The 855-nt window shown below is 54.6% G+C and carries 1 protein-coding gene; it reads right to left on the minus strand.

The genetic code is table 11. The features are described from left to right. Positions 1 to 855, minus strand: an 855-nt coding sequence (locus MoGM_RS03650) for a M24 family metallopeptidase (protein WP_146078634.1), incomplete at both ends; no start/stop codon positions are given.

An 855-nucleotide genomic window follows, 5' to 3' on the forward strand; every position in this document is an offset into this window, starting at 1 on the left:
GTATGGTATGCGCTTGTTGCCGAGGAACCGGCATCCGTCCTTTGTTATGAGTATGTCGTCTTCGATGCGTATTCCTCCGAAGTCCTTGTATGTTTCGAGTATGTCGAAGTTAAGCCATTCCTTGCAGTGTCCCTTGGCACGCCATTCGTCTATGAGCGCAGGTATGAAATATATTCCCGGCTCATCGGTCATCACAAAGCCTTCTTCGAGCCGTCTGCCCATACGCAGGCAGTTTGTTCCGAACTGTGTTGAAGGTTGAGTCTCATCGTCGAAACCCACATGTTTTTGTCCCAGTCCTTCCATGTCGTGCACATCCATACCCATCATGTGGCCGAGGCCGTGCGGGAGGAACATGGCGTGGGCACCGGCTCTTACCGCCTCTTCGGTGTCACCTTTCATAAGGCCGATCTCTTTCAACCTGTCGGTCATCATCCGGCATACGTCCATGTGTACGTCATACCATCTGACACCCGGTTTTGCCACTTCAATGGTATAGTCGTGGCATGCTTCCACGATGCGGTAAATGTCGAGTTGCCGATCAGTGAACTTTCCCGACACGGGGAATGTGCGTGTATGGTCTGAGCAGTAATCGTCGAGTTCGCATCCGGCGTCGCACAGTGCCAGCCGCCCCGTTTCCAGGATATTCTCCGACGGGCAACCGTGCATGATTTCTCCATGTTGCGTGAAGATGGTGGCGCAACTCACTTTCGATGACAGCGAGCCGGCCATACCGTCAACCTGCCCTCCCACGAAACGTTCTGTCACTCCCGTGCGTGTCGTTCTCATGGCCGGGGTGGGCATCATGTAGCCGATGGCGCCTGCCTGTTCAACGGCCGCGTTTTCGTGAGGCCCTTT

It is taken from the genome of Prevotella sp. MGM1 (assembly GCF_002933775.1).
Taxonomy (GTDB): domain Bacteria; phylum Bacteroidota; class Bacteroidia; order Bacteroidales; family Bacteroidaceae; genus Prevotella.